Here is a 19,788-nt window from a genome sequence, read left to right as displayed (position 1 = left end):
GTCATGGACCGCAGACTGAAGGTGGCATAGACTGCCATTTCTTCCGTGACGGTGGTCCGATGGGGATGACGGCAGACCGGAGGGACACGCTGATTCAGGCTCTTGCCGACGCATCGGGAGAGCTTATCCGCGTTTGCGACGATGCCGGCGACGGTCCGCTGCTGGTCGAGACCGACCAGGGCGCGGCGCGCCGGCAGGTCCGTATCCGGCGTCCCGACGGCAGCGACGGCTGGGCGGTCCTGTCCGAGGCGACCTTTCAGGTGGGCAGCGAGCAGCACCGGGTGGCGGTCCTGCACGATGCGTCGGAGGATCTTCAGGCCCGCGAACAGCTGCGCCGCCTCTCTCTGGTGGCGAACGCCACCGACCACGCCCTGCTTCTGCTCGATGAGCGTCGGCGCGTGATCTACGCCAATCCTGCCTTCACCGACCTGTTCGGCTACACCATGGCGGAGATCGTCGGCCGCGTGCCTACCGAGGTGCTGGAGGGACCGAACACCGATCGGGAAGCCCTCGCCCGGCTCCGCCAGCGCGCCGCCAGCGGCGAGTCCTTTCACGACGAGTTTCTTGCCCGCGACAAGTCCGGCCGGGACATTCTGGTCCTGATCTCGGTCAGCGCGGTGTTCGGTTCGGACGGCACCGTCGGCAACATCGTGCTCGTGATGGAGGACATCACCAAGGACAAGCAGATCGAAACCCTGCGTCGGGAGATGCTGGAGGCGCTGACCAGCGCCGCCTCGCTGCGCGACGTGGGCGATTTCCTGTGCCGGCGGGTCGAGGCGCTGGCGCCGGAGGTGGTGTGCTCTTTCATCCTGGTGGATGCGGAGCGCAAGCTCCGGCCCCTCTCCGCGCCGCGCCTGCCGGCCGCCTTCAGTGCGGCCATAGAGGGGGCCGACATCGGACCCTGTTGCGGAAGCTGCGGCACCGCGGCCTATCGCGGCGAGCCGGTCCAGGTCACCGACATCTACAGCGACCCCCTGTGGGCGCCGTTTCTCGATCTCGGCCTGCCGCCCCATCTCAAAGCCTGCTGGTCGTCGCCGATCAAGGCGCGGTCCGGGCGCGTGGTCGGCACCTTCGCCTTCTATTACGCGGAAAACCGCGGCCCGAGCCCGTGGCACGAGCAGATCGTCGCAACCTGCCTGCATTTGTGCATGATCGCCATCGAGCGGCACGAGGCGAGCGAGCAGATCACCCGGCTCGCCCATTTCGACCCGCTGACCGGCCTGCCCAACCGGACTCGCTATCACCAGGACATCGATGGCCAGCTGCGCGAGGCGGCGGGCGACAACGTCGCCTTCTTCTTCCTCGACATGGACCGCTTCAACGATGTCAACGAGACCCTGGGCCATAGCGCCGGTGACCAGATGCTGATGGAGGTGGCGCTCCGGCTGGAGCGCCTGTTCCACGGCGGCGATTCGGTCTACCGCTTCAACGGCGACGAGTTCCTCGTGGTGCTGCCGGTCTGCGCTGCGGAGCGTGCGGCGGCCGAGGCGCAGAGGATGCTCGCGGCGCTGAGCGAGCCATTCGATCTCGCCGGCGTCCGGCTGGCGAAGTCGGCGAGCGTCGGCATCAGCCTCTATCCGGAAAACGGCCGTGATGGAGAGACGCTGCTCCAGCATGCCGGCGCCGCGCTGTCGGAGGCGAAGAAGACGCAGCGCGGCACCATCCATTTCTTCAGCCCGGAGATGGATGCCGTGCTCCAGCAGCGGCTTCGCCTGGGCAACGCCTTGCGCGAGGCGATCGCGGGCGACGCGCTGGAACTGCACTACCAGCCCCAGCTGACGCCCGGCACCCTGGCATTGCACGGGGTTGAGGCGCTGGCGCGCTGGACCCATCCGACCCTCGGCCGCATTCCGCCGGACCAGTTCATCCCGGTCGCCGAGGAGACCGACCAGATCGAGGCCATCGGCACCTGGTCGCTCGGCGAAGCCTGTCGCCAGCTGGCGCGGTGGCGCGCCTTGGGCATCAGCATTCCCTCCGTGTCGGTGAACCTGTCGGCGCTGCACTTCCGCAACAGCGCCCTGCCCGGCTTCATTGCCGGCGTTCTGGAGCGATACGGCCTGCCGCCGCAATGCCTTACGGTGGAGATCACCGAGAGCATCATGGTCGACCGGGGCGGGCGCACTTTGGAGACCGTGCAGGCCGTTCGGGATCTGGGCGTCGGCCTGTCGATGGACGATTTCGGCACCGGATTCTCCAGCCTTTCCAACATCTCCCGGCTGCCGATCAGCGAGCTCAAGATCGACCGCAGCTTCATGCAGCATTTCGACGACGACGGTCATGCGAAGGCACTGGTGCGGGCGGTGATCGGCATCGGCCAGAGCCTGGGCCTGGACGTGGTGTGCGAGGGCGTCGAAACCGAGCCGCAGCACAATTTCCTGGAGGAGCTGGGCTGCTCGGTGGTCCAGGGCTACCTGTTCTCCCGGCCGCTGACCCCGGACGGCCTGATCGCCTGGATGACGGAGCGCGGCGGCCCCGCGCCCGCCCCGGCGACCCATTGACCGGGCGGGCAGTTCCGGACAGACAGCCTTGTTCCCGGCCGATGTCGGCAAATCCCGCACTCGTCCGTCCTCGGGGCGGGGGCCGGCAAGTCGCTGCCGCGGCACGCAGTCCGGCCCCGCACCCGCCGCAAGGCACCAGGACCGGACGGCGCAGTTCCGGCCGGTCCCAGGAGGACCCGCACCGATGCCCAGCACCATCCGCCTGCACCGCGTTTTCTCGACCAGCCCGCAGAAGCTCTACCGCGCCTTCACCGAGGCCGACGCGCTCGCCAAGTGGCTGCCGCCCGACGGCTTCACCTGCACGGTCGAGCACCTCGCGGCCAAGGTCGGCGGCACGTTCCGCATGTCGTTCCGCAATTTCACGAACGGGGAGAGCCACGCCTTCGGCGGGGCCTATCTCGACCTCGTCCCCGGCGAGCTCGTGCGCTACACCGACCGCTTCGACGATCCCAACCTGCCCGGCGAGATGGTGGTGAGCGTGGTGCTCAGGAAGGTCTCGGTCGGCACCGAGGTCGAGATCGAGCAGGCGGGCGTGCCGGACCTGATCCCGCCCGAGGCCTGCTATCTCGGCTGGCAGCAGTCGCTGCGCAGCCTCGCGCGGCTGGTGGAGGCCGAGATCGGCCAGTAGCGCCCGGGGCGCTCAGGCCCTCAGCGCCTGGCGCGCCACCTCCACCCACCAGGTGGCGCCGAGCGCCAGCACGCTGTCGTCGAAGTCGAAGGTGGGGCTGTGGAGCGACTTGCCGCCCTCGATGGGGCCGGTGCCGAGCCACAGATAGCACCCCGGCTTCTCCTTGAGCATGAAGGAGAAGTCCTCCGACACCATGGAGGGCGTGACCTCGGTGGCGACCGAGGTGGCGCCGGCAGCCCGCGCCGCGGCGGCGGCAAGGTCCAGCTCGGCCGCGGCGTTCACCGTCGCGGGATAGCGCCGGTCATAGGCCAGCGTCACCTCGCAGCCGAACGAGGTCGCGACGCCGCGGCAGATGTCGCCCATGCGGGCCTCGATCAGGTCCTGGGCGGCGGGCGTGAAATGGCGGGCGCAGCCGCGCATCACCACCTCGGCGGGCAGCACGTTGTAGGCGTCGCCGCCATGGATCTGCGTCACCGACACCACGGCGCTCTCCAGGGGATCGAGCGCGCGCGCGACGATGGACTGGAGCTGGGTCTGCACCTGGGCGGCGGCGAGCAGCAGGTCCGTGCCCTGGTGCGGCATGGCGGCGTGGGCGCCGCGACCGGACAGGGTGATGTCGAAGATATCGAAGGCCGCCATCAGCGGCCCGGCGCGGCCGGCGAACGAGCCCTTCTCCTGGCCCGGCCAGTTGTGCAGCCCGAACACCCGGTCCACCGGGAAGCGGGCGAACAGGCCGTCGTCGATCATCGCCTTGGCGCCGCCCGCGCCCTCCTCCGCCGGCTGGAAGATGAAGCGGATGGTGCCCTCGGCCGGCGGGTTCTCGGCGAAATAGCGGGCGGCGGCGAGCAGCATGGTCATGTGGCCGTCATGGCCGCAGGCGTGCATCTTGCCGGGAATGCGCGAGGCGTAGGGCAGATTGGTCTGCTCATGGATCGGCAGCGCGTCCATGTCGGCGCGCAGGCCCACCGAAGGCCCGGCGCCGCGCGAGAGGCTCGCCACCACGCCGGTGCCGCCGAGCCCCCGCTCCGGCTCGTAGCCGAAGCTCTTCAGCTTCTCGGCGACGTAATCCGAGGTCCAGCGCTCTTCATAGGCGAGTTCGGGATGCTGGTGCAGCGTGCGGCGCCAGTCGGCCATTTCCCTCGCGAGCGCCTCGAAATAAGCGGCTGCGTTCGATCCCATCTGCCTGCCTCCGATGGCCGCCGCGGCGGCTTGACGACCTACTTACTAATGGTACAGTAAAATTCAGAATCCGGACAAGGAGTCACCCATGACGCTCGCCCAGCCCTCGGCCGCGCCGACCGAGTTCGTGAAGACGTGGCGCGATGGCCCGATCGCCCGCATCAGCCTCAATCGTCCCGAGAAGCACAATGCCAAGAATCTCGAGATGATCCAGCAGCTTCACGATGCCATGATGGCGGCGGACGAAGACCCGGACGTGCGCATCATCGTGCTCAGCGGGGAAGGCCCCTCCTTCTCATCCGGCCATGACGTCTCCGACATCGACTTCGTGCCCGAGGTCGCGGCCATGTACGCGACCCCCGAGCGCCGGCTGGAGACCGAGCGCAAGATGTATTTCGACAAGTGCCTCGCCATCCGCAATACCCGCAAGGTGACGATCGCGCAGGTGCACGGCTATTGCCTCGCGGCCGGCATGATGGGGGCGGCCATGTGCGACCTCATCGTCGCCTCGGAGGATGCGAAGTTCGGCATGCCGGTGCTCAGCCGCTTCTGCGCGGTGGGCGAGATGCTGTTCGAGCCGTGGGACATGGGCGCCCGCCGGGCCAAGGAATTCCTGTTCACCGGCGACGTGGTGGACGCGCGCCGCGCCGAGCAGCTTGGCTTCGTCAACCGCGTGGTGCCGCGCGACCAGCTCGACGCGGAGACGAAGAAGCTCGCGCTCAAGATCGCCGCGCAGCCGCCGGTTTCGCTGGAACTCACCAAGGCCTCCATCAACCGCACGCTGGACATCATGGGCCAGCGGGAGGCGTTCGAATACCACTTCATGGCGCATGTCTTCTCGCATTTCACCCAGGAGGCGGAAGTCGAGCGCGCACGCCGCAAGGAGGCGGGCTCCACCAAGGACGCGCGCCGCATGACCCCGAAGGCGGTCTGACCGGCCATGGAGCGCGCGCAGGACAGCGCCGGGGCGCCGGAACCGGGGGCGCCCGTCTCCCTGGACATCAAGGTGCGCTTCAGCGACCTCGACGCCTCGGGACATCTGAACAACGCCAACATCGTCAAGTATATCGAGGAAGCCCGCATCCTCTATTACAAGACGGTGACGGGGATGGCGATCCCGCGCGATCTCGACCACTGGGTGCTGGCGGAGATCCTCGTCAGCTACCGGGCGGTGGGGCGCTTCGACGACGACATCCGCATCACCATCAAGGTGCCGTGGATCAAGAGGTCGAGCGCGGGGTGGGCCTTCACGCTCACCCGCCTGGCCGACGGCGCGCTGATCGCCGAGGGCAGCGGCGTGCATGTCCACGTGGACCAGGCGACCGGCAGAGGCAGCGCGATTCCCGACCGCTGGCGCCAGGCCATCCTCGACCACGAGGGCATCGCCACCGGTGCGCCCGCGGGCTAGAGCGCACCGATCCGCCGCAAGCTGATCGGACGATCTCCTGGAACTGCCGTGAGGAACACAGTCCCGCCGTCATCCCCCGACCTGTCCGGGGGATCCACCCGGTGCCGCGCCTGCGCTTAGCATCGGGGCGCAGGGCAGACGGCAAAGTGGATGCCCCGGACACGCCGGGGCATGACGGCGGTGAGAGCTTCCCCCCCCCGTCGCCCCCGTCACCGCCGTCGCCCTCCGGCTTGACCGGAGGGCCCATCCTGCGGCGGGGCGCAAGGCGGGGAGGTGGCCCGGATGCCCCGGACAAGCCGGGGCATGACGGAGCGAAACGAAGTCTGATGCCGTGAATGATCGGAACGCGAGACCGCCATGCCTGCCTCCGAAGACCTCTCTTATGTGCTGGTGGACGTGTTCACCGATACGCCGTTCGGCGGCAATCCGCTGGCGGTGTTCACCAAGGCGGAGGGCCTCTCGGACGGCGAGATGCAGGCCATCGCCCGCGAGCTGAACCTCAGCGAGACCACCTTCGTCTCCCCGCCGCCGGCGGGTGAGGAGGGCTACAGCGTGCGCATCTTCACACCGCTGTCGGAACTGCCGTTCGCGGGCCATCCCACCATCGGCACGGCGCTGGTGCTGCACGCTCTCGTCGGCGGCACGCGGATCGTGCTGCACGAGACGATCGGGCCGGTGCCGGTGCGCATCCTGGCGTCGGCCGGCGCGCCCCGCGCGGTGCTGTCCAGCCCGAAGATGCCGGAGCGGATCGCCGATGCGCCGCCGGCGTCGCTGCTGGCGCGTCTGCTCGGCCTCGCGCCGGACGACGTGCTGGACGGCGCCGTAACCCCCGCCTGCTGCTCGGGCGGCGTGCCCTTCACCTTCATCCCGGTGCGCGACCGGGCCGCGCTCGCGCGCATTCGCCTCGACGGCGCGCTGTGGCAGGCACAGATCGCACAAGGCCCGGCGCCGCACCTCTATGCGCTGGCCATGGAGGACTGGGGCGCCGGCACCGACATCTGCGCGCGCATGTTCGCACCCTCAATGGGCATCGCCGAAGACCCTGCCACCGGGGTCGCAGCGGTGGCGCTGGCGGCCTATCTCGCCGGGCTGCGGACGCTTGCCGAAGGCGAGGCCCGCTTCGCCATCCGCCAGGGCGAGGACATGGGACGCCCGAGCCTGGTGGAGCTGACCGTGGACGTTTCGGGCGGCCGCATCTCCGGCGTGCATGTGGGCGGCGGGGCGGTGCGCATCGGCGGTGGCGCCCTCTCCCGCGCCGCACTGGCCCGCCGCGCGGGTTGAGATCGGCCGGCGGCATGACGGCCGTTTGGCGAAGTTCCGCGCCCTGCCCTCCCTGAACCGCCGTCACCCCCCGGCTCGTCCGGGGGATCCACGCAACGGCCGGGCGGGCGCTCAGGATTGGGTCGCCGCGCATAGGGCGAGGTGGATGCCCCGGACAAGCCGGGGCATGACGGTGATGGGCATTGCGCCCCCTCGCCCCATCCACCGCCGTCGCCCGCCGACTTGATCGGAGGGCCCATCCTTGGACTGGTCGCGGGGCGGGGGAGGGGCATGACGGCGCGCGTGATCCAGGCGCGCTCTGACCGTTTCGGGGCGGCGATCACCGATACGCCGTTTGGCGGGCAACCTCAGGCTGGGGTCCCCGCGGGGCGCGGGCCGATGGAACCTCCTGCGATCGAAGAACATTTCCTGTCGCCGCACCGACGCGCCTTGACAGGTGCGGCGTTCTGGCCTATCTCTTACTTATCGATCAATAGAACGAGGTTCTCCCCATGGAGTCGCCCCTGTTCAAGACCATCATGTCCTCCTTCCCCACCGGGGTGTCGGTGGTGACGGCGCTTGATGGCGAGGGCAACCCGCGCGGGCTCACCTGCAGCGCCGTGTGTTCGGTGTCGCTGGAGCCGGCCATGCTGCTGGTGTGCATCGGCAAGGCCTCGGGCACGCTGCCGGTGCTGCGCGAGCGCGGCACGTTCGTGGTGAACTTCCTGGCGGAGAATGGCGGCGACGTCGCCTATGCCTGCGCCTCCCGCACGGCGGACAAGTTCGCCGGCCTCCCCTGGCGGCCCTCGGAGCGGGCGCACGGGGCGCCGATCCTCGCCGACCATGCGGTCGCCTATGCCGAATGCACGGTGCACGAGCTGGTGGATGCGGGCGACCATCTGGTGGTCATCGCCAAGGTGGAGGACGGCGCCGCGTTCGAGGCGCGCCATCCGCTGGTCCATGCGCGCGGGCGGCTCGCCCAGCTCCACAAGAGCGCCGCGCAGGCGGCGTGAGGCTCAGGAGGCGCGCTTGACGCGCCGGCGCGCCGCCTCGACCGGAACCGGCGCGGCGCCGGCGCTGCCCGGCGGGTCCTTGAAGGCGCCGCCGCCGAGGATGTCCATGTAGGCGCGCGCGATCTCGTCGGCGCCGAGCGCGCCGTCGGGCTTGTGCCAGCGCAGCACCCAGTTGGTCATGCCGATGATGCCGAGCGCCAGCATCTGCAGGTTCACGGCGCGCATCTCTCCGGCGCGTGCGGCGTCCTCGATGATGGCGCGGATCTGGCGGTAGTATTCCTCCTCCATCTCCGCGAGGCGCCCGGCGTGCTGCGGCTCCAGCTCGACGCGCTCGCGCAGGAAGATGGTGAACAGGTCGCGCTGCTTCAGCATCATGTCGATGTGGCGGCGCACGATCTCGCCCAGCTTCTCGCGGTTGGAGAGCGGGCTCCGCGCCACCTCGGCCGCCATCTCGCGCAGCTGGCGCACGGGGCGCACGATCAGCTCGCCGAGAATCTCCTGCTTGCTGCCGAAATAATAGTAGAGCGCGGCAGACGTGGTCCCCAGCTCGCGGCCGATGTCCTGGATCGTGCTGGCGCGATACCCCTTGTCGGAGAACACCGCGGCCGCAGCCATGAGTACCTCTTCCCTGCGTCCCCGGTTTGATTGCTCTTCCACAGTCATTCCTGAATTCCGCACGGTTGAAGGTCTCGCCGCTCGGCAGGCTCGACGCGAGGCTATTACGCCAGATCACGGCATGAAAGCAAACAAGCGGCGCTCCGGATAAATACGGGGTGAGGCCGATGGGCGCTCCTCACGGGCGCAGGATGATCTTGCCGGCCGCGCCGCGCTCCAGCGCCTCGAACGCCGCCGCCGCCTCGGCGAGCGCAAACGCCTGGGCCACCGGCGGGCGCAGGCCGTGCGCCGCGCAGAACGCGACCAGCTCCTCAAGCTGCGCGCGCGAGCCCATGGCGCTGCCGACGATGGAAAGGTCCATGGTGAACAGCCGGGCGATGTCGACGCTCGCCCGGTAGCCCGTGGTGCCGCCCGGCACCACCATCACGCCGCCGCGCTTCAGGCATTTCAGCGAATGGTCCCAGGTCGCCGGACCGACCGAATCCATCGCCGCGTCCACCCGCTCCGGCAGGCGGCCGCCCATCTCCACCGCCGCATCGGCGCCGATGGCAAGGCCGAAGGCGCGGGAGGCTTCGCTGCGCCCGGTGACGTAGACCCTCAGCCCCGACGCCTTGGCGAGCATGACGAGGGCGGTGGAGAGCCCGCCGCTCGCCCCCTGCACCAGGATGGCGCCGCCCGGAGGCACCCGTGCCTTCTCGAACAGCATGCGCCAGGCTGTGAGCCAGGCGGTGGGCAGGCACGCCGCCTCCTCGAAGCCGAGCACGGCGGGCTTCGCCACGAGGTTCGCGCGCGGCACGCACACCTGTTCGGCGAAGGTGCCGTCATAGCGGCCGGAGAGCACGCCGAAGGCGGGCCGGGCGATGAGCGGGTGGAGGATGACCTCCTCCCCCTCCTCCGTGATGCCGGCCGCATCCATGCCGAGGATGCGGGGCAGGTCGGCCTCGCTCAGGCCGGCGCCGCCGCGCTGGCGCATGGCCTCGCCGCCCTTCAGCGACCACAGATCGTGATGGTTCAGCGAGGCGGCGACCACCTTCACCCGCGCCCAGCCCTCCGGCGGCTCCGGCACCGGGCGCGGGCCCACCTTCAGGCCGGCGAGCGGGTGGCCGGGGTCGAAATGGGCCGCATAGGCCGCGAGCATGGCCGTCACCGCCGTCCCGCCGGCGTCGCGAGGATCGCCTCCTCCGTGCGGTCGTACATGCCCTCGACGAGGTCGTGGAACGCATCGCGCACCACGCGCCGCTTCACCTTCTTGGCCGAGGTGAGGGCGTCGGCGACGCTGTCGAGCGGCTGGGGAATGATGCGGAACTGCTTGACCTGGAGCACCCGGCCGAAGCCCTCATTGGCGCTCGCCACCTCGGCGGCGATCAGCTTCTCCACCTGCGGCGCAGCGGCAAGCTCGGCATAGGTCGAGGCGGAAAGGCCCGCGTCGCGCGCCCAGCGGGCGGTGCTATCGCGCTCGATCTCCACCAGCGCCACGAGGTATTTCTCGCCCTGGCCGAACACCACCGCCTCGGAGATGAAGGGGCTGAGCTTCATTGCGTTCTCGATCTCGGCGGGGTTGATGGTCTTGCCGCCGGCGGTGGAGATGGCGTCGTTCTTGCGGCCGACGAGGCGCAGGTCGCCGTCGGGCGTGCGCTCGGCGATGTCGCCGGTGTGGAACCAGCCGTCCTGGAGCGCCTTTGCCGTCGCCTCCGGCTGCTCCCAATAGCCCGAGAACACCATAGGCGACTTGAACAGGATCTCGCCGTCCTCGGCGAGCCTGAGGTCGCTGTCGGGCATGTTGTCCATCAGCCGGCCGATGGTGCCGGGCTTGGGGAAGGGCCGCTGCTGGTAGCACACGGCGCAGGCCGCCTCGCTGAGGCCGTAGGCCTCGCGGATGTCCATGCCCCAGATCGCCCACATGGCGGCGACGTCCATGGGCATCATGGCTGAGCCGGTCTGCGCCCGCGCCACCCGGTCGAGCCCCACGGTGGCGCGCAGGCGACGGAACAGCGTGCGCCGCGCGAGGTCGAGCAGCGCCACGCGCCAGCGGGCGGAGGGAACGCCGCGCCAGTAGTCGTCCACCACGCGCCGGCCGATGCTCATTGCGAGGCGGTGGGCGAGGCGGTCGAGGGTGGAGCCCTCCTGCTGCTTCAAGGCAAGCTGCACGGCGATCTTCTGGTAGAAGCGCGGCGTCATGCCGAGCACCTCGGGCCGGGCGCGGCGGAACACGTCCACCAGCTCGATCTTCTCCGGCGCGAAGTGCGGCTGGAGCTTCGACACCAGCGGAACGATCTCGGTCACCATGGCGGAAGAGACGTGGGCGGTGGAGAGGAACGCCACATGCACGTGCGGGCGCCGGCGGATCGGCGGGAAGCGCATCACCCACTGCTCGCCCACCAGCAGCCAGGCCTTGTGGGTATACATGACGCCCTTCGGCCGTCCGGTGGTGCCGGAGGTGAAGATGATGCGCGCGACGTCCGTGCCTTGGCCCTCATCCACCATCGCGCCAAACAGCGCGGGATCGGCGGCGAGCGCCGCAGCGCCGATGCGCCGCAGCTCCGAAAGGGTGATGATGCGCGCATCCGCGTCCGGCGGTTCGAGGCCGTCCGTCTCGCCCTCCATCTGCACGAACAGGCGCACCGGACCGAGCGGCTTCGCGGCACGCAGGCCGCATTCCAGGTGGCTGCGCTTCTGGCCGAAGAACACCAGGGGCCGCGCATCGGCGATGACGTGCGCCACCTCCTGCCAGGAACTGATCTGGTAGATGCCGACCGTGGTGCCCCCCGGCACCAGCGCGCCGAAGTCGCATTCCACCCATTCGAGCGTCGGCTCACCCATGATCGCGGCGCGCTCGCCGCGCCCGAAGCCCAGCGCCTTCAGCCCGGCGCCGATCTCGGCCACGGCGGTGCCGAAATCGCGCCAGGACACCGGACGGAAGCCCTCGCCCTCGGGCACGAAATAGACCGCCTGCTCGGCGTCGCGGACCATGCGCTCGCGCACGATGGCGGGGATGGTCCAGTCCGCGGTCTGGGCTTCCACCACAAGCGGTTCCGCTTCCCAGAAGATGTGCTTGGCCATGACGCAGTTCCGGACCGAGAGGATGGAGGATGGGAGGGAGCGCCTGCCGCCGTCTCAGGGCGCCGGCACGGTCTTGCTCCAGCCGCCGCGGCGCTTGACCCAGGCGAACACGGTGGGCAGCGCGAGCGCCACCACGCACAGCCCGACCAGCACCGCCGAGATCGGCCGGGTGACGAAGATCGACAGGTCGCCGCCGCTCAGGAACAGCGTCTCGCGCAGGGACTTCTCGAAGATCGGCCCGAGCACCAGGCCGAGCACCAGCGGCGCCATGTCGAACCCCATGCGGCGCAGGAAGAAGCCGGCGAAGCCGCAGGAGAACAGCACCACCAGGTCCCACATGCTGGAGCGCATGGTGTAGACGCCGATGATCGACACGACGAAGATCGACCCCACCAGGATGTATTGCGGCACCCTCAGCAGGCGCACCCACAGCCCCACCAGCGGCAGGTTGAGGACCAGAAGCGCGATGTTGCCTATATACATGGACGCGAGCAGGCCCCAGACGATGTCGGGCCGCTGGGAGAGCAGCAGCGGGCCGGGCTGGATGCCCTGCACGATCAGCGCCCCGAGCAGCAGCGCAACGTTTGGCGTGAAGGGGATGCCGAGGCTGATGACCGGCACCAGCGCCGAGGTCGCCACCGCGTTGTTGGCCGCCTCCGGCCCGGCGAAGCCCTCCACCGCGCCCTTGCCGAACTCGCGCTTGTGCTCGCGGGCGAGCCCCTTCTCGATCCCGTAGGACGCGAAGGTGGAGGTGAGCGAGCCCGGCCCCGGCAGGAGGCCGATGAAGAAGCCGATGCCTGAGCCGCGCACGATGGCGGGCCAGGCGCGGCTCCATTCGGCGCGCGTCGGCACCATGTCGCGCAGACGCACCGATTCCGCCTTGGGGAAGCCCTTGCGGGTCTGCAGCACCTGCAGCAGTTCGCTCATGCCGTAGAGGCCGAGCGCCACCGGCACGAGGTCGAAGCCGAGCGCAAGGCTCTCGGTGCCGAAGGTGAAGCGCGTGCTGCCGCCCACCGCGTCGACGCCGATGGTGGCGAGCCCCATGCCGACCAGCAGCATCATCATGCCCATCACCGGGTCGCCGCCGGTGATGCGGATCAAGGTCAGCGCGCCGAGCACCGCCAGGGCGCAGAACTCCGGCGAGGAGAAGCTGAGCGCCGCGTCCGAGAGGAACGGCAGGAACAGGCTGAGGCCGAGGATGCTGACCGTGCCGGCGATGAACGAGCCGACCGCGCAGATCATCAGCGCCGCGCCGGCACGGCCCTTGCGGGCGAATTCATAGCCGTCGATCGTGGTGACGATGGAGCCGCTCTCGCCTGGGATCTTGAGCAGGATCGCCGTGGTCGAGCCGCCATACATGGCGCCGTAATAGATGCCGGCCAGCATGATGATGCCGGTCACCGGCGCCAGATGCAGGGTGATCGGCATCAGGATCGCCATGGCGCCCAACACGCCGAGGCCGGGCAGCACGCCGGTCGCGGTGCCGACGAGCGCCCCGACCAAGGCGGCGAGGATGTTCTCGGGCTGGAGGGCGACCAGGAACCCGCTGGCCATCGCGCTCAGAAGATCCATGGTCCTACCCCCACCTCAGCGCGTCGAAAAAGGCTCCCGTGGGCAGGGAGAGGTCGAGCACGTTCACGAACAGCAGCCAGAAGGCGACGGCGAGGATGATGCTCGCCGCCATGGAGCGCAGCCATGGCGCGCCGCACATGCGCGCCATGGCGGTCATGAACAGGAACGAGGTGGCGATGGTGCCGAGCCACGGCAGCAGCACGATGTAGGCGCCGCACAGCGCCGCCACTGCGATGAGCCGCATCGCCATGGCGCGGCTGGGCCAGGTGCCCACCTCGTCGTCCTGGGCGCCGGGCGCGGGGGCCTTGAGCGTCACATAGATGCCGAACAGCACCCACAGCACGCCGATCACCATCGGCGTGCCGCCCTCCTCGCTGCCGATCGGGTCGCCGATGGGCAGCTTGGTGGCCTGCCAAGTATAGACCGCGCCGATCAGCGTCAGGATCGCGGCTGCGATCCTGACCTGCCCGCGCGTGATGTCCCGCAAACGCTCCATCCCGCTTCTCCCCTCGCCGGCCCGACGGGGCGGATCAGTTGGCGCCCTTCGCCTTGGCGAAGGCGTCGTAGACCTCGGTGAAGCGGGTCTTCATGTCGCCGCCGTCCTGGAACGCGACGACGATGCTCTGGGCCGAGAGCACCCTCACGAAGTCCGGATCCTTCACCGCCGTCTCGACCGCGGCGACCAGCTTCTTGCGCACGTCGGCGGGAAGGTCCTTCGGCGCATAGACCACATAGTCGGACGTGGTGATCACATCGTAGCCCAGTTCCTTGAAGGTGGGCACATCCGGATGGGTGGTGACGCGCGCCGGGGCGAAGATGGCGAGGCACTTGGCCTTGCCGGCGTCCATCTGGGCGCGCAGCGTCGGCCAGGTGAGGTTCACCAGCTCGGTGTTCTTGCCGAGGAAGGAGGCGATGCCGTCCGCGTCGCCGCTGTAGGGCACGAAGCGAACGTCGATGCCGGCGGCCTTGGCGAACTGGTCCCACGTGTACTGGTTGAGCCCGCCCTTGATGCTGGAGACCTTGAGCTGGCCGGGGTTCTTCTTGGCGTAGTCCACCATCTCCTTCAGCGTGTTGAAGGGCGCGTCCGGCTGGGCGCAGACGGCGTTGTACATGGAGCCGATGCCGCCCAGGATTTCGTAGGTTCCAGGCGAGTTCCAGGGCAGGCCGGCGACGTTGTGCACGGCGATGGTCATGGGGCTGTTGGTGGCGACGCCGATGCGGTAGCCGTCCGGCGGCGCGGTGACCACCGCGGTGACGCCGCGCGTGCCGCCGCCGCCGGCCACGTTCTCCACCGGCACCGGCTGGCCGAGCGGCTTCTCCATGGCGCGCGCGAGCGCGCGGCCGATGGCGTCGGAGCCGCCGCCGGCGGGATAGTTCACCACCAGCGTGACCGGCTTGGTGGGGAAGGTGTCGGCGCGCAGCGGGTTCGCGCAAAGCGTGGCGGCGGCGCACAGGGTAGCAGTGACAAGCTTCTGGAAGGTCATTGTTTTTCCTTTCAAGGCGCAAGGGGTCGCAGGAAGACGCCGGCCGGGCTTGTGGTGCCCGGTCGCAGGCGCGGCCTCAGTTGGGTCCTCCGTCTTCGGGGCTGCCGCGCTCGATCACCTCGATGATCATGCCGAGCGTGGTGCGCGGGCGCGTCCAGTTGGCCGCGCCGCCCTGCGGGCGTCCCGGGCCGGCCTCGAACCGCATGGGCGCGTCGAGCACCCATTCGACGCCGGCGGCGCGCCAGGCGGCCATCAGGTCGTCGAGCCCGCGGACCTCGATGGAGAGCGAGAACAGGCCCTCGCCCCGCCGCTCCAGGAACCGGGCGACCGGGCTGCCGGGATCGGCGGGCTCGACGAAGGAGAGCGAACTCTCCCCCACCGGCGACTGGAGATAGTTGATCTGCGCCGGCCGGTCCGGCAGGCGCACCAGGTCGGCCTGCCGGGTGGGCAGGCCGAGGCGGGAGAACAGGCGGCCGGCCGCCATCGCGTCGCCGACGGCCACGTTGATGGTGCCGATCCTGAGGATCTCCATGCCCGCCCCCGCCCCGGCGCCTAGACCGGCACCGGCGCGCCGGCGGCCTCTTCCTTGAGCCGCGCCAGCTCGGCGCGCTTGGCCTTGAGCTTGTTGCGCATGATCTCGGGGTGCTGCACCACCTGGCGCGGATCCTTGAACTGCGGGATCACGTAGCGCCCGATCAGCTCGATGGACTGCATCACCATGTGGTGCGGCAGGCTGTCGAGGCGGAACCACACCTCGTCGGCGCCCATGGCCTCGAACTTCTGGATCTGCTCGATGAAGTGGTCCGGGTCGCCGATGATGATCGAGCCGGATTCGAGCCGCAGATAGTCGAGGTTCTCCATGGCCTCGCCCAGCGCGGCGATGTCGCGCATGTAGGCATAGTCCGGCGAGATGGTGGACAGCCGCGCATAGGCGTCTCCGGCGAGCTTGCGCTCCTTGATGATGACCGCGCCGGCCTCGTCGATGGCCTTCTGCGTGGTATGGGCGCAGTGCGCCGTTGTGTTCACGGCGATGGCGTTGGTCACGTACATGCCCGAGGCCTCGGCGGCATCGGCCTCGGCGCGGTAGACCTTGATCGCGTCCTCCACGTAGGACCAGCCGCGCTCCACCGCGCTGGTGATCACGCCGAGGCCCTTCTGCCCCGCGCGGCGCAGCGAATCCGGGCCGGTCGAGGCCACGAAGATCGGCGGATGGGGGTCCTGGATCGGCTTCGGGATCAGGCTGCGCGGCGGCACGTTGAAGAACTTGCCCTCGAAGGTGAAGGGGTCTTCCGTGAAGGCCGCCTTGATCAGGTCGATGCCCTCCTCCCACTGCTCGCGGGTGGTGTCGATGTCGACGCCGAAGCCGCGCAGGGTCAGCATGGTGTTGCCGCGGCCGGTGCCCAGCTCGATGCGCCCGCGCGAGAGGATATCCTGGGTGGCGATGCGCTCGGCCACCCGCAGCGGGTGGTTGATCATGAACGGAAGCAGCGTCACCGCGTGGCGGAAGCGGATGCGTTCGGTCTTGGCGAACAGATAGGGGTAGAAGCACTCGGGCGCGGAGATGGAGGCGACGCCGATGGCGAAGTGCTGCTCGGAGGAGCCGAACACGTCGAAGCCCATCTTGTCGGCGTGGATCACCTCCTCGACGAGGTCCCAGTAGCGCTGGGAATAGGTCTGTCCCGGACGCGGATCGCCTTCCGAAAGAAAGCCGAATTTCATTGTCGTTTCCCTTTTCTGGCCGCCTCTTGGGGCGGCGCGGTCTTCAGGGCTTCGGGCGGCGCGGTTCCGGGGGCCGCGACGCCCGAAGGTCGTGTCGAGATCAGCCGGCCGGCTGCGGCAGGCTCTGGTAGAAGACGACGGCGTTGCCGCTCGGGTCGACGAGCGTCAGCGTGAGCTCGTGGGCGCCGCGCGCGATGGCGGGCACCGGCGCCGGGCTGCGTGCCGCGAGCGCGGCGGCGAAGGCGGCAAGGTCGGCGACGCGGAAGGCGGCGGTGGCGCCGCCCCCCGTCGCGCCCGGCGCCAGCGCGAAGGTGGCGGCGCCGGCGCGGAAGGCGGCCCAGCGGTCGCCGTCCTGGAACTTCAGCGGCAGGCCCACCACGTCGCGGTAGAAGGCGACCGCGGGCGCCATCTCGCGCACCGGATAGATCACCTGACCGAGGTCGGGCGTGCCGGATCCGGGCGCGGGCATACTCGTCTGGCGGAGGTCGACGCTCTGCATCGCCCACCTACTTATTGATCGGTTAATTCGCAGATTAAGGGGCCGATCCCGAGGCGTGTCAATAGGCCTCGGAGCAATTTGAGCCATCTCAATGCAAACGCGGCGGACCCGGGTCCGGAACGCAAAAAAAACCGCCGCAGCCCGAGCGGCTGACGGCGGTCATCGGATGCGTCTGCGGGGTCCGGGCGCTGGGGATCACCGCCTGCGGCGTGCTGCCGCTCCCGCGCCCGGCCGGACCCGCGTGCCCTGTGGAATCAGGCGCCGGCGCCCCAGCCGGCCAGCACATCGTCCGCCGATGCGGCAAGACCCATGGGGCGGTCGGGAACCTGGGAGGGGGTGCGGGAGAAGCGCGGGGCGGGGGCGGCCTGCACCACGCCCTCGCGGGTCACGAAGGCGCCGCGCGCGGCGAGGTGCGGATGCTCCGGCGCCTCCATCAGCCCCACCACCGGCGCGACGCAGGCATCCGAGCCCGCGAACGCCGCCACCCATTCCGCCTGGGTGCGGCGGGCGAACACCTCGTCCATGCGCGCCGTGAGATCCGGCCAGAGCGCGCGGTCGTTCTGCCGGTCGAAGGCCGGATCGTCGAGCCCGGCGATGCGGCGCAGCTCGGCATAGAATTGCGGCTCGATGGGCCCGACGCTGAGATAGCGCCCGTCCGCGCAGCGGTAGGTGTTGTAGTAATGGGCGCCGCCGTCGAGCATGTTGGTGCGCGGCGGACCCATGCGGCCGTGGGCGGCGAAGGCGTGGAACAGCGAAAGCAGGCTGACGACGCCGTCGCACATGGCGGCGTCCACCACCTGGCCCTTGCCGCTCGCGCGCGCCGCGATAACCGCCGCCAGCACGCCCGAGACCAGGAACATGGTCCCGCCTGCATAGTCGCCGACGAGGTTCAAGGGCGGCGTCGGCGCCCCGTCGCGGCCGCGGATGGCGTCGAGCGCGCCGGTGATGGCGATGTAGTTGATGTCGTGGCCGGCGGTGGAAGCGAGCGGGCCGTCCTGGCCCCAGCCGGTCATCCGGCCATAGACCAGCGGCGCGTTCGCGGCGAGGTCGTCAGGCCCGAGGCCGAGGCGCTCCATGACACCGGGGCGGAAACCCTCCAGCAGCACCTCGGCACGAAGCGCGAGGCGCTTTGCCGCCGCCTTGCCGGCCGGGTCCTTGAGGTCGAGCTCCACCCAGCGGCGGCCGCGGGAGACGATGTCGCGCGGGTCCTTCGGCGTGGTGCCGGGCCGCGTCACGCACACCACGTCGGCGCCCATGTCCGCCAGCAGCATGGCCGCCAGCGGCACCGGGCCGATGGCGGAGAATTCGAGCACCCTCAGGCCGGCGAGCGGCCCCGTCGCAGGGTCGGCCATGTCGGTTTCCTTGCGTCGTCTCCCGGACGCCGCCGCCCGTGTCGATGCCGGACGGTCGGCGGAACGAGAGCGACGCGCCGCGGGGCGGCGGCGCGTCGCTCGTTCGGCTGCGCGAAGGCGCGCCGGGCCTCAGTTGGCGAGGCCGACGTCGAACTTCGCCTCGGTCTTGGCGCGCACCTCGTCGAGGCTCACGCCCGGCGCCAGCTCCTTCAGCACCAGCGTGCCGCCGCGCTTGGTGAACTCGAACACCGCGAGGTCGGTGATGACGAAGTCGGTCACGTGGGTACCGGTGAGCGGCAGGGTGCAGCGCGTCACCAGCTTGGGCGCGCCGGACTTCTCCACGTGCTCCATCAGCACGATGACCTCCTTGGCCCCGGCCACCAGGTCCATGGCGCCGCCCATGCCCTTCACCATCTTGCCCGGCACCATCCAGTTGGCGATGTCGCCTTGCTCGGACACCTGCATGGAGCCGAGGATGGACAGGTCCATGTGGCCGCCGCGGATCATGGCGAACGAGTCCGACGAGGAGAAATAGGAGGTGTCTGGCACCTCGGTCACGGTCTGCTTGCCGGCATTGATGAGGTCCGGGTCCTCTTCGCCCTCATAGGGGAAGGGGCCGATGCCCAGCATGCCGTTCTCGCTCTGGAACGAGACCGTCATGCCCGGCGGCAGCGCGTTCGCCACCAAGGTCGGGATGCCGATGCCGAGATTGACGTAGAAGCCGTCGCGGATCTGCTGGGCGGCGCGGGCCGCCATCTGCTCGCGGGTCCAGGCCATCACTTCACCTCTTCGCGCTTGCGGGTGGTCACCTTCTCGATGCGCTTCTCGGCGCCCTGCTCGACGATGATGCGGTCGATATAGATGCCGGGGGTGTGGATGTTCTCGGGGTCCAGCTCGCCGATCTCCACCAGCTCCTCCACCTCGACGATGGTGATCTTGCCGGCGGTCGCCATCATCGGATTGAAGTTCCGCGCGGTCTTGCGGTAGATCAGGTTGCCTTCCTTGTCGGCCTTCCACGCCTTGATGATGGAGAGGTCGGCGGTGAGCCCGGTCTCCATCACGTAATGGTGGCCGTTGAACTCGCGGGTGGGCTTGCCCTCGGCGATCACGGTGCCGTAGCCGGTCTTGGTGTAGAAGCCGGCGATGCCCGCCCCGCCCGCGCGGATGCGCTCGGCCAGCGTGCCCTGGGGGTTGAATTCCAGCTCCAGCTCGCCGCCGAGATAGAGCTTCTCGAACAGCTTGTTCTCGCCGACATAGGACGAGATCATCTTGCGAATCTGGCCGTTGGCCAAAAGGATGCCGAGGCCGAAATCGTCCACGCCGCAATTGTTAGACACGACGGTGAGGTTCTTGACGCCGGCGTCGCGGATGCCCGCGATCAGGTTCTCCGGAATGCCGCACAGGCCGAAGCCGCCGGCCATGATCGTCATGCCGTCCGCCAGCACGCCGTCGAGCGCGCTCGCCGCGTCCGCATAGACCTTCTTTCGCAAGATCCCCTCCC

The 19,788-nt window shown here is 69.6% G+C and carries 19 protein-coding genes; 6 read left to right on the top strand and 13 right to left on the bottom strand.

Going from position 1 to position 19,788, the window contains the following annotated elements:
* The first annotated feature begins 59 nt into the window (after positions 1–59).
* Together D9R14_RS10450 and D9R14_RS10445 are read left to right on the top strand one after the other, a co-directional pair.
* The gene (locus tag D9R14_RS10450; protein ID WP_121623269.1) at positions 60–2,498 is read left to right on the top strand and encodes an EAL domain-containing protein; all 2,439 of its coding nucleotides are present in this window, start codon (positions 60–62) and stop codon (positions 2,496–2,498) included.
* A gap of 184 nt (positions 2,499–2,682) precedes the next feature.
* Positions 2,683–3,126, top strand: coding sequence for an SRPBCC family protein (locus tag D9R14_RS10445; protein ID WP_121623268.1), 444 nt, complete (start codon positions 2,683–2,685; stop codon positions 3,124–3,126).
* A 12-nt stretch (positions 3,127–3,138) separates the two neighbouring features.
* Here the strand turns inward: D9R14_RS10445 and D9R14_RS10440 are convergent, their stop codons facing one another.
* Entirely contained in the window at positions 3,139–4,305 is a 1,167-nt protein-coding gene (locus D9R14_RS10440) for a M20 aminoacylase family protein (RefSeq protein ID WP_121623267.1), read from the bottom strand.
* 88 nt (positions 4,306–4,393) lie between these two features.
* Here D9R14_RS10440 and D9R14_RS10435 point away from each other — a divergent pair, with 88 nt between their 5' ends.
* From D9R14_RS10435 to D9R14_RS10420, 4 genes are all read left to right on the top strand, one after another.
* Positions 4,394–5,239 carry an enoyl-CoA hydratase gene (locus D9R14_RS10435; RefSeq protein WP_121623266.1) on the top strand — a complete coding sequence of 282 codons (846 nt, stop codon included), beginning with the start codon at positions 4,394–4,396 and terminating at the stop codon, positions 5,237–5,239.
* A 6-nt stretch (positions 5,240–5,245) separates the two neighbouring features.
* Positions 5,246–5,713 carry an acyl-CoA thioesterase gene (locus tag D9R14_RS10430; protein WP_121623265.1) on the top strand — a complete coding sequence of 156 codons (468 nt, stop codon included), beginning with the start codon at positions 5,246–5,248 and terminating at the stop codon, positions 5,711–5,713.
* A gap of 357 nt (positions 5,714–6,070) precedes the next feature.
* Positions 6,071–6,994: a PhzF family phenazine biosynthesis protein gene (locus D9R14_RS10425; protein WP_121623264.1), complete on the top strand. Its 924-nt coding sequence runs from the start codon at positions 6,071–6,073 to the stop codon at positions 6,992–6,994.
* A gap of 491 nt (positions 6,995–7,485) precedes the next feature.
* Complete coding sequence (locus D9R14_RS10420; protein ID WP_121623263.1) at positions 7,486–7,986, top strand: flavin reductase family protein; 501 nt, start codon at positions 7,486–7,488, stop codon at positions 7,984–7,986.
* 3 nt (positions 7,987–7,989) lie between these two features.
* Here D9R14_RS10420 and D9R14_RS10415 read toward each other — a convergent pair whose 3' ends face one another.
* The 12 genes from D9R14_RS10415 to D9R14_RS10360 all read right to left on the bottom strand — a co-directional run bounded on the left by D9R14_RS10415 (position 7,990) and on the right by D9R14_RS10360 (position 19,780).
* A complete protein-coding gene (locus D9R14_RS10415) occupies positions 7,990–8,601 on the bottom strand; it encodes a TetR/AcrR family transcriptional regulator (protein WP_170168573.1) in 612 nt (203 codons plus the stop codon).
* A 178-nt stretch (positions 8,602–8,779) separates the two neighbouring features.
* Positions 8,780–9,739: a zinc-binding dehydrogenase gene (locus tag D9R14_RS10410; RefSeq protein WP_121623380.1), complete on the bottom strand. Its 960-nt coding sequence runs from the start codon at positions 9,737–9,739 to the stop codon at positions 8,780–8,782.
* Between the two features lie 5 nt (positions 9,740–9,744).
* Complete coding sequence (locus tag D9R14_RS10405) at positions 9,745–11,661, bottom strand: AMP-dependent synthetase/ligase (RefSeq protein WP_121623261.1); 1,917 nt, start codon at positions 11,659–11,661, stop codon at positions 9,745–9,747.
* A gap of 54 nt (positions 11,662–11,715) precedes the next feature.
* Positions 11,716–13,233: a tripartite tricarboxylate transporter permease gene (locus tag D9R14_RS10400; RefSeq protein ID WP_121623260.1), complete on the bottom strand. Its 1,518-nt coding sequence runs from the start codon at positions 13,231–13,233 to the stop codon at positions 11,716–11,718.
* Between the two features lie 4 nt (positions 13,234–13,237).
* Positions 13,238–13,729: a tripartite tricarboxylate transporter TctB family protein gene (locus tag D9R14_RS10395; RefSeq protein WP_121623259.1), complete on the bottom strand. Its 492-nt coding sequence runs from the start codon at positions 13,727–13,729 to the stop codon at positions 13,238–13,240.
* Positions 13,730–13,763: 34 nt separating this feature from the next.
* On the bottom strand, positions 13,764–14,717 hold the full coding sequence (locus D9R14_RS10390) for a Bug family tripartite tricarboxylate transporter substrate binding protein (protein ID WP_121623258.1): 954 nt from the start codon (positions 14,715–14,717) through the stop codon (positions 13,764–13,766).
* Positions 14,718–14,793: 76 nt separating this feature from the next.
* Positions 14,794–15,249, bottom strand: coding sequence for a VOC family protein (locus D9R14_RS10385; protein ID WP_121623257.1), 456 nt, complete (start codon positions 15,247–15,249; stop codon positions 14,794–14,796).
* Between the two features lie 20 nt (positions 15,250–15,269).
* Positions 15,270–16,436, bottom strand: a complete 1,167-nt coding sequence (locus D9R14_RS10380) for an LLM class flavin-dependent oxidoreductase (RefSeq protein WP_121623256.1) — start codon at positions 16,434–16,436, stop codon at positions 15,270–15,272.
* A gap of 100 nt (positions 16,437–16,536) precedes the next feature.
* Positions 16,537–16,905, bottom strand: coding sequence for a VOC family protein (locus tag D9R14_RS10375; RefSeq protein WP_170168572.1), 369 nt, complete (start codon positions 16,903–16,905; stop codon positions 16,537–16,539).
* A gap of 284 nt (positions 16,906–17,189) precedes the next feature.
* Entirely contained in the window at positions 17,190–18,287 is a 1,098-nt protein-coding gene (locus D9R14_RS10370; protein ID WP_121623254.1) for a CaiB/BaiF CoA transferase family protein, read from the bottom strand.
* 129 nt (positions 18,288–18,416) lie between these two features.
* A complete protein-coding gene (locus D9R14_RS10365; RefSeq protein ID WP_121623253.1) occupies positions 18,417–19,064 on the bottom strand; it encodes a CoA transferase subunit B in 648 nt (215 codons plus the stop codon).
* On the bottom strand, positions 19,064–19,780 hold the full coding sequence (locus D9R14_RS10360; protein ID WP_210210836.1) for a CoA transferase subunit A: 717 nt from the start codon (positions 19,778–19,780) through the stop codon (positions 19,064–19,066). The genes D9R14_RS10365 and D9R14_RS10360 overlap by 1 nt, the downstream gene beginning before the upstream one ends.
* Between the last annotated feature and the right edge of the window lie 8 nt (positions 19,781–19,788).

The sequence above is a fragment of the Xanthobacter tagetidis genome, assembly GCF_003667445.1.
Taxonomy (GTDB): domain Bacteria; phylum Pseudomonadota; class Alphaproteobacteria; order Rhizobiales; family Xanthobacteraceae; genus Xanthobacter; species Xanthobacter tagetidis.
Note: the sequence above shows the minus strand (reverse complement) of the source record. Positions and strands in the feature narration are given on the sequence as shown.

Coding starts and splice junctions, on each gene's coding strand:
- D9R14_RS10420 (WP_121623263.1), top strand. CDS start 7,486: ATGGAGTCGCCCCTGTTCAAGACCATCATGTCCTCCTTCCCCACCGGG.
- D9R14_RS10385 (WP_121623257.1), bottom strand. CDS start 15,249: ATGGAGATCCTCAGGATCGGCACCATCAACGTGGCCGTCGGCGACGCG.
- D9R14_RS10445 (WP_121623268.1), top strand. CDS start 2,683: ATGCCCAGCACCATCCGCCTGCACCGCGTTTTCTCGACCAGCCCGCAG.
- D9R14_RS10410 (WP_121623380.1), bottom strand. CDS start 9,739: ATGCTCGCGGCCTATGCGGCCCATTTCGACCCCGGCCACCCGCTCGCC.
- D9R14_RS10415 (WP_170168573.1), bottom strand. CDS start 8,601: ATGGCTGCGGCCGCGGTGTTCTCCGACAAGGGGTATCGCGCCAGCACG.
- D9R14_RS10430 (WP_121623265.1), top strand. CDS start 5,246: ATGGAGCGCGCGCAGGACAGCGCCGGGGCGCCGGAACCGGGGGCGCCC.
- D9R14_RS10375 (WP_170168572.1), bottom strand. CDS start 16,905: ATGCCCGCGCCCGGATCCGGCACGCCCGACCTCGGTCAGGTGATCTAT.
- D9R14_RS10435 (WP_121623266.1), top strand. CDS start 4,394: ATGACGCTCGCCCAGCCCTCGGCCGCGCCGACCGAGTTCGTGAAGACG.
- D9R14_RS10395 (WP_121623259.1), bottom strand. CDS start 13,729: ATGGAGCGTTTGCGGGACATCACGCGCGGGCAGGTCAGGATCGCAGCC.
- D9R14_RS10370 (WP_121623254.1), bottom strand. CDS start 18,287: ATGGCCGACCCTGCGACGGGGCCGCTCGCCGGCCTGAGGGTGCTCGAA.
- D9R14_RS10450 (WP_121623269.1), top strand. CDS start 60: ATGGGGATGACGGCAGACCGGAGGGACACGCTGATTCAGGCTCTTGCC.
- D9R14_RS10425 (WP_121623264.1), top strand. CDS start 6,071: ATGCCTGCCTCCGAAGACCTCTCTTATGTGCTGGTGGACGTGTTCACC.
- D9R14_RS10440 (WP_121623267.1), bottom strand. CDS start 4,305: ATGGGATCGAACGCAGCCGCTTATTTCGAGGCGCTCGCGAGGGAAATG.
- D9R14_RS10365 (WP_121623253.1), bottom strand. CDS start 19,064: ATGGCCTGGACCCGCGAGCAGATGGCGGCCCGCGCCGCCCAGCAGATC.
- D9R14_RS10400 (WP_121623260.1), bottom strand. CDS start 13,233: ATGGATCTTCTGAGCGCGATGGCCAGCGGGTTCCTGGTCGCCCTCCAG.
- D9R14_RS10380 (WP_121623256.1), bottom strand. CDS start 16,436: ATGAAATTCGGCTTTCTTTCGGAAGGCGATCCGCGTCCGGGACAGACC.
- D9R14_RS10405 (WP_121623261.1), bottom strand. CDS start 11,661: ATGGCCAAGCACATCTTCTGGGAAGCGGAACCGCTTGTGGTGGAAGCC.
- D9R14_RS10390 (WP_121623258.1), bottom strand. CDS start 14,717: ATGACCTTCCAGAAGCTTGTCACTGCTACCCTGTGCGCCGCCGCCACG.